Origin of the sequence: Curtobacterium sp. B18 (assembly GCF_000333375.1) — a bacterium.
Taxonomy (GTDB): Bacteria; Actinomycetota; Actinomycetes; order Actinomycetales; family Microbacteriaceae; genus Curtobacterium.
Window position 1 is genome coordinate 20,825 of record NZ_BACZ01000016.1, and the last position, 7,204, is coordinate 28,028.

The following is a 7,204-nucleotide window of genomic DNA, read 5'->3' on the forward strand; positions in this document are numbered from 1 at the left end:
CCATCCTGGCACCGGGATCGGACGGCGTCCGAATCCCGGGCGCGACGGGACGTCGCACGACGTAACGGTCCAATCGCGGTGCGCCCCCGGTCTATTCCCGATGCGTCTCGGGGTCGTCCGGCCGAGCGGGCTCGGCGGGCGTCGGGACGGCCGGTGACGCCGCCCGTCGGGCGACGTGTGCGGTGCCGAGTGCCGCGCCGAGGAACACCACGGCGAGGACCGCCCAGCCCGGGGTCCCGAGGTCGATCGCCGTGACCGTGACCACCGTCGGCGCGACCATCGCACCGACGGCGAACCCCGTGCCGTAGACGCCCTGGTACGCGCCGACCCGGTCCGCCGGCGCGAGCTCGAAGCTCAGCGCCCAGCCGGCGGCGCTCGAGGTGATCTCGGCGAGGGAGTGCGTGACCGCGGCGACGACGAGGAGTCCCCCCGCGAGCGCGATCGGCACCCAGTCGTCGCCCCGCACCCAGCCGGCCGCCGCCCACAGCCCGCACGCGAGGGCCATCAGCCAGCCCGCGTACCGCATCACCCGGGCGGCACCGGCGACCGTGTCCGTCCCCCGGCTCATCCGGACCTGCAGCAGGACGACGGCGATCGTGTTCACGAGGAGCAAGGGCGACACCAGGACGTCCGGTGCGACGGTGTGCTGCACGACCCAGAGCGGCACGGCGACCTCGAACAGGCCGAACTGGATGCCGAACACCCCGGTGAGGATCGTGATCGTCAGGAAACGCACGTCCCGGTACGGGCTCCGTCCGGCGGGGGTCCGGACGACCACCGTCCCGGTGTCGGTCCGTTCTGCGGACGCGGCGTCGATCCGTGCCGCCGGCAGACCGAGCACGAGCACCGCGGAGGCGAGGAAGAGCAGACCCGCCGCGACCATCGTCACCCGGTACGCCGCACCCGTCCCGACGGCGAGCGGGATCGCCGCGAACGCCGTGCCGAGCCCGATGCCGACGTTCGTGACGGTCCGCATCGTCGCCCGGACCCGGACCCGCTCGTTCCCGGGGAACGCCCGCCCGACCGCGGCCGAGCGCACCGAGCCGCCGCCCTGCTGCGCCAACGTCACCACGGATGCCGTCAGCACGAGGGTCGGCAGGTCGTGCACGACGACGTACCCGACGAGGGCGAGGCCCTGGACGACGTGCAGCCAGACGAGCATCCGGCGGGAGCTGCGCCGATCTGTGAGGTGCCCGAACACGAGCGAGCTCGCGACGCCGACCGCCCCGGCGACCGTGAGCCCGAGTCCGACGACGACCGGGGCGATGCCGACGATCGTGGTGAGGTACAGCGTGGTGAGGGTGAAGAACGCGCCGCGCCCGAGGGTGTCGACGAAGGTGACGACGAGCAGGCGTCGGAGCACCCGGTCGTCCCGGACGAGTGTGGTGATCGGGACCCGGGACGCCGCGGTGGTGCTCATGGTCCAGTTCTCGCAGGCACGCGGGTGTCTGGACAACGGATGTAGCGTGGGGCTTCATGATCCGGTACCACCTCGAACCGAGTGACGTCTCGGCGATCCGGTTCGGCATCTCGCCCCTCTCCGAACTCGGCCTCGGGCTCCGCGCGTTCCGCGCACCGGATCGCTACCCGCTGCAGCAGCCGTGGCTCGACCGGATCGCCGCCGTCCGTCCGCTGCTCGACGACGAGGTCCTGCTCGGTCTCGTGGACGAGCGCCGGTGGGTGGCCGACTTCGTCAACCCCCGGCCGGCGTCACCGCTGACGTTGTTCGACGAGGAGCTCCGGGCACTCGGGAGACTCCCCCGCGCGCGGATCGTCGCCGACCTCGAGCGGGTGCACGGCACCGTGCCACCGGTCTTCACCGGTCGGCACGAGGCCGTCGTCGAGCGGCTGCAGCAGGCGCTCGCGACGGCGTGGGAGCTCTGCTTCGCGCCGCACTGGGCCCGGATGCGTGCCGTGCTGCAGGCGGACATCAGCCACCGGGCGCGCACCGCGGCGCACGCGGGCATCGGCACGGTGCTCGGCGGGCTGTCGGAATCGGTGCGGTACGACGGCACGGACCTCGACGTGCAGCTGACGAGCCCGGTCGCGCGCGACCGACCGATCGGCGGCGAGGGCCTGACGCTGGTGCCGTCGATGTTCGTGGTGCGCGCCTCGGTGCCGATCGACGACGACCTGCCGCCGACCGTGATGTACCCGGCGCGCGGACAGGGGGCGATGTGGTCGACCTCCGGCCACCCGGACGCAGGCTCCGTCCGGGACCTGCTGGGAGCGACCCGCGCCGCGCTGCTCGAAGCGCTCGGCGAGCCGGCGTCGTCGACGGACCTCGCGCTGCGGTTCGGGGTGTCGACCTCGGCGGTCAACCAGCACCTGCGGGTGATGGAGCGGGGCGGGCTGTTGAACCGGTCACGGTACGGCCGGGCCGTCCTGTACTACCGGAGCACCGTCGGGGACGCCCTGACCCGGTCGTGACGGACGGCGGCTGCGGCAGGCGACGGGTCCCGCCCGCCACGCACGGGCGGGTCGCCCACGATCACCGGTCGAACAGTCCCCCGAGGAAGTCGTTGCCGAGGTTCGACGCCTGCTCGCCGAGGCCGGAGACCTGCTCCCCGAGCCCACCGAGGAGCTGCTCGCCCTCGCCCGCGATCCCCTCGACACCACCGCCGAGGTCCGCGAGCCCGAGGTCGCCGAACCCGGACGCGATGCCCTCGAAGTCGACCCCGAGGTTCGCGGCCTCGGCCAGCACCGGACCCGCGGCGGCGCTCAGCACCGCACCGCCGGCGACCGCCGCGCCCAGGCCGCCGAGCGCCATCGCACCGGCACCGACCGCAGCCCCACCGGCGAACGCGCCGCCGCGGCCACGTCCGGCCGAGCCGGCACCGCCGAGCACCCGCCGGACGAGGCCGGGCCGGGCGACCTCGCCCCGGGTCATCGCACGCGCCATCCCGCCCGCCGAGTCGTCGCGGAGGTGTTCGTGCGGGGGCAGTTCGGAGTTCAGTCGGTCGCGGATCTGCTGACGCTGCCCGGGCGTGAGGCGGGCGAAGGCGTCGTGGTGGACCTGTTCGAGCTGCTCCGGCGGCGCGGTCCGGAGCAGGTAGTCGTACTTGGCGATCGCGACCTGGTCCGGGTCGACCTGTCCGCGCTGCGGCTGTCGCGGCTGCCCGGACGGCACGTGGCCCTGCGGCGACCGACCGTCCTGCGGCTGGCCGTACTGGGCCCGGCCCTGCGGCGCCTGGCCCTGGCCGTACTGCTGTCCGTGCTGCTGCGACTGTCGGCTCCGGTCGTCGCCGGTCAGCCGGTCCGCCGCGTTCCGGACGATGTCACGCCAGTCGCTCCCGCCCTGCTGCTGCCCGGCGCCGGCCGCGGGTCCCGCCTGCCCGCGCTTCTGGAGCTGCTTGTCGATGACCTTGCCGGCCATGCCGATGATGCGGTTGAGGTTCGCCATGCCCCAACCTTTGTGATCGCACATGTGAGCGCTCAGGAACGCCGCGGTGGATCGGCCGGAGATGTCATCCGAACCGGCTGTGAGCCCCGACCGTCGGCACCCGGTCGGGGCCACCCGGTCAGCTCAGGATGCGCGCGAGGAACGCGTTCCGGAACCGCCCCGTCGGGTCGAGGTCGCGGGCGAGCGCCGCGAAGTCGGACAGCCGCGGGTACGCCTCGTGCAACCGCTCGGCACTCGCCGCCGACACCTTGCCCCAGTGCGGCCGGGCGTCGAACGGCGCGAGGACGTCCTCGATCCGCTCCACCGCGGCCGCCACCGCGTCCGCGTCCCGACGGAACGTGAAGTGGATCCCGACCGACTGCCGCTCCGACGACGGTGCGAGCCAGGCGGTGTCCGCGGCGATCGTCCGGACCTCGGCGGCGATGAGGATCGGCGCGAAGACCGGCTCCAGGGCGCGGAGGGCCTGGAGCGCCTCGACCGCCGAACCGGCCGGCAGCAGGTACTCCGCCTGGATCTCCGCCCCGGTCGACGGCGTGAAGGAGGACCGGAAGTGCGGCAGCCGCTCGGACCACGGTCCGGGCACACCACCCTGCTCGGTGACACCGGCGGGGTCGTTCTCCCCCGGGTGCACGGGCCCGTCGGCCGGGCGGGCACCGAGCGCGACGAGGTCCACCACCGGCGCCGGTTCGTCCGTGCGGTGCTTGACCCAGACCTGCCGTGCGCCGCGGTCGTCGAAGGACGTGAAGAGCGACACCGAGTACGCGTCCGACACGACCGCGTCGAAGTGCGCGGCGACGGCCTCCCACGGCAGGTCGAGGTGCACGGTCGTGGCGACCTGGAAGGTCGGCTCGATCGCGAGCTCGACCGCCGTGACGACGCCGAGGGCGCCGAGTGCCACCCGGTGGGCGTCGAGGGAACCGTCCGGTGTCGACGCGTCGACGAACGCCCGGTCCCCGGAGGCGCGGACGATCTCGAGGCCGACCACCGCCTGCGCGAGCGAGGGGTTGCGGACGCCGGACCCGTGCGTGCCGGTCGCGACCGCGCCGGCGGTGGAGATGTGCGGCAGGGAGGCGAGGTTCGCGAGTGCCCAGCCCCGCGCCTCCAGGCCCGCCGCCACCTGGCTGTGGATCATGCCGGCGGCGACGCGCACCACCCGACGGTCCGTGTCGATGTCGAGCACCGGCGGCAGGTCCGCCAACGAGACCTGGAGCGCGTCGGTGTCGGCGATCGTGTTGAACGAGTGCCGCGAGCCGAGCGCCGTCAGGCGCGGGGTCCTGGACACCAGCTCCTGGACCGCCGCGACGGATGTCGGACGTGCCAGCCCGGAGGCACGGTATGTCACGTTGCCGGCCCAGTTCGTCCGCGTGCGCTGCGCTGCGATCACGTCGCTCATCGTACGGTCCGTCGCCCTAGAACCCGCGGTCGAGACGGTGCCACGTCTGCTGGAGACGCAGCTCGTCGCGGAAGCCGCGCGCGGTGGTGTGCTCGTCGATCACCAGGAACTCGGTGCCGACCATGGTCGCGAAGTCCTCGACGACCTGCAGCCCGACGGCCGTCGTCATGACGGTGTGGTGTGCGGCGCCGGCGGTGAGCCAGGCCTCGGCGGCGACGGGGAACGACGGTCGCGGCTCCCAGACGGCACGGCCGACGGGCAGCTTCGGCAGGGCCTCGGTCGGGGGCACGACGTCGACGACGTTCGCGGTGAGGCGGAAGCCGTCGCGGGTGTCGGACAGCGCGACCACGACGGCCTCGCCGGAGTCGGCGGTGAAGACCAGGCGCACCGGGTCGTCCTTGCCGCCGATGCCGAGCGGGTGGATCTCGAGTGTCGGCTTCGTGGTGGTGAGGGTCGGCGAGACCTCGAGCATGTGCGCGCCGAGGATCTTCTCGGCGCCCGGCGTGAGGTCGTAGGTGTAGTCCTCCATCAGGCTCGCACCACCCGGCAGACCGGCGCCGGCGACGTTCATCGCCCGGACCAGGACCGCCGTCTTCCAGTCGCCCTCGGCACCGAAGCCGTAGCCGTCGGCCATGAGCCGCTGGACGGCGAGGCCGGGCAGCTGCTTGAGCGTGCCGAGGTCCTCGAAGTTGGTGGTGAACGCGGCGGAGCCGTTCCGCTCCAGCAGGGTGCGGAGGCCGAGCTCGATCGCGGCACCGTCGCGGAGCGAAGCACGGCGCGACCCGCCGTCACGCAGCTCGTCGACGAGGTCGTACTGCGCGTCGTACTCGGCCACGAGCGCGTCGACCGCCGCCGTGTCCGCTTCGGCCTCGGCCACCACCGCGGCCAGCTCGTTCACCGCCCAGGTGTTCACCTGCACGCCGAGCTCGATCTCGGCCTCGGTCTTGTCACCCTCGGTGACGGCGACGTAGCGCATGTTGTCGCCGAAGCGCGTCAGCTTGAGCTCGCGGACCGAGGCGGCGGCCGCGGCCGCACGGGTCCAGTCCGCGACGCGCCGCTGCACGCGCTCGTCGGACACGTGGCCGACCGCGGTGGCGTGCCGGACGCCGAGACGAGCGAGGGCGTAGCCGAACTCGCGGTCGCCGTGCGCGGCCTGGTTGAGGTTCATGAAGTCGAAGTCGATGTCCGCCCACGGCAGCGTCACGTTCGCCTGCGTGTGCAGGTGCAGGAGCGGCTTCGTCAGCGCCTGCAGGCCACCGATCCACATCTTCGCGGGGCTGAAGGTGTGCATCCACGTCGTCACGCCGATGACCCGGTCGTCGGCGCTGGCCTCGATGAGGGCACGGCGGATGCCGTCGGCGTCCTTCAGCACCGGCTTCCACACGAGCTTCACGGGCACGTGCGGCGCGAGCTGCTCGTGCACGGCACGGCTCTGCTCCTCGACCTGGCGCAGCGTCTCCTCGCCGTACAGGCCCTGGGACCCGGTGAGGAACCAGACCTCGTAGCTGTCGAGGGTGGCCTGGGGGTTCACCTGCGTCATCGCATGGCTCCTTCGGGGTTCTGTCCGTAGACGTTCTGGTAGCGATCGAAGAGTCGATCGATGTCCTCCTGGGCGATCGGCACGGTCTCGCCGCCCTGCCGCGCGATGTGGACGGTGCGTGCGACGTCCTCGCACATCACCGCGGCCTTCACCGCGTCCTTGGCGTCCTTGCCGATGGTGAACACGCCGTGGTTCTGCATGAGGACCGCCCGCGAACGGTGGCCGCTCAGGGTGTCGACGATGCCGTGGCCGATCGAGTCGTCACCGATGATCGCGAACGGGCCGACCGGGATCGGTCCGCCGAACTCGTCCGCCATCGCGGTGATCACGCACGGGATCTCCTCGGCGCGTGCCGCCCACGCCGTCGCGTAGGTCGAGTGCGTGTGCACGACCCCGCCGACCTCGGGCATGTTCCGGTACACGTAGGCGTGCGCCGCGGCGTCGGAGGACGGGCCGTGCGCGTTGTCCCAGCCGTCTGCCGGGACGCCGTCCAGCGTGCAGACGACCTGGTTCTCCGGGCGGAGCTCGTCGCTCGACACCCCGCTCGGCTTGATGACGAACAGGTCCGTCCCCGGCACCCGCTCGGAGACGTTGCCGCCGGTCCAGATGACGAGTCCGTAGCGGACGAGTTCGCCGTGCAGGCGCGCGACGCGCTCCCGCGCGGCGGCGACGGCCGCCCTTGTCTCGTCGGTGGTCGGGTCCGTCATCGTGTCGGCTCCTTCTCGGCCTGGAGGCGCGGGTCGCCTGCCGTCGTCGGCTCGGGTTCGGGGGTGGTCGCGTCGGTCCCGGGGCCGTCCTGGCCGGTCGCAGCGGGCGGCGCTGCGTCCTGGCCGGTCGCGGCGGCGGCCGCTGCGTCCTGACCGGTCGC

6 protein-coding genes are annotated in these 7,204 nt (G+C 73.1%); 1 reads left to right on the forward strand and 5 read right to left on the reverse strand.

Features of this window, described 5'->3' with window-relative positions:
- Positions 1-91: 91 nt before the first annotated feature.
- Positions 92-1,420, reverse strand: a complete 1,329-nt coding sequence (locus I5E_RS00475) for an MFS transporter (protein WP_022905274.1) — start codon at positions 1,418-1,420, stop codon at positions 92-94.
- A 56-nt stretch (positions 1,421-1,476) separates the two neighbouring features.
- On the opposite strand from I5E_RS00475, the gene I5E_RS00480 reads away from it, so the two are divergent.
- On the forward strand, positions 1,477-2,430 hold the full coding sequence (locus I5E_RS00480) for an ArsR/SmtB family transcription factor (protein ID WP_022905275.1): 954 nt from the start codon (positions 1,477-1,479) through the stop codon (positions 2,428-2,430).
- Positions 2,431-2,491: 61 nt separating this feature from the next.
- Here the strand turns inward: I5E_RS00480 and I5E_RS20805 are convergent, their stop codons facing one another.
- The 4 genes from I5E_RS20805 to I5E_RS00500 all read right to left on the reverse strand — a co-directional run bounded on the left by I5E_RS20805 (position 2,492) and on the right by I5E_RS00500 (position 7,043).
- On the reverse strand, positions 2,492-3,403 hold the full coding sequence (locus tag I5E_RS20805; protein WP_022905276.1) for a hypothetical protein: 912 nt from the start codon (positions 3,401-3,403) through the stop codon (positions 2,492-2,494).
- A gap of 118 nt (positions 3,404-3,521) precedes the next feature.
- The gene (locus tag I5E_RS00490; protein WP_305791135.1) at positions 3,522-4,787 is read right to left on the reverse strand and encodes a D-arabinono-1,4-lactone oxidase; all 1,266 of its coding nucleotides are present in this window, start codon (positions 4,785-4,787) and stop codon (positions 3,522-3,524) included.
- Between the two features lie 25 nt (positions 4,788-4,812).
- On the reverse strand, positions 4,813-6,336 hold the full coding sequence (gene araA / locus I5E_RS00495) for an L-arabinose isomerase (protein WP_022905278.1): 1,524 nt from the start codon (positions 6,334-6,336) through the stop codon (positions 4,813-4,815).
- The gene (locus I5E_RS00500; RefSeq protein ID WP_022905279.1) at positions 6,333-7,043 is read right to left on the reverse strand and encodes an L-ribulose-5-phosphate 4-epimerase; all 711 of its coding nucleotides are present in this window, start codon (positions 7,041-7,043) and stop codon (positions 6,333-6,335) included. Before I5E_RS00500 ends, araA begins: the two co-directional genes overlap by 4 nt.
- Between the last annotated feature and the right edge of the window lie 161 nt (positions 7,044-7,204).

Excerpts from the sequence above, each read along its gene's own strand:
- I5E_RS00475 (WP_022905274.1), bottom strand. The coding sequence starts at position 1,420 with ATGAGCACCACCGCGGCGTCCCGGGTCCCGATCACCACACTCGTCCGG.
- I5E_RS00480 (WP_022905275.1), top strand. The coding sequence starts at position 1,477 with ATGATCCGGTACCACCTCGAACCGAGTGACGTCTCGGCGATCCGGTTC.
- I5E_RS20805 (WP_022905276.1), bottom strand. The coding sequence starts at position 3,403 with ATGGCGAACCTCAACCGCATCATCGGCATGGCCGGCAAGGTCATCGAC.
- araA (WP_022905278.1), bottom strand. The coding sequence starts at position 6,336 with ATGACGCAGGTGAACCCCCAGGCCACCCTCGACAGCTACGAGGTCTGG.
- I5E_RS00500 (WP_022905279.1), bottom strand. The coding sequence starts at position 7,043 with ATGACGGACCCGACCACCGACGAGACAAGGGCGGCCGTCGCCGCCGCG.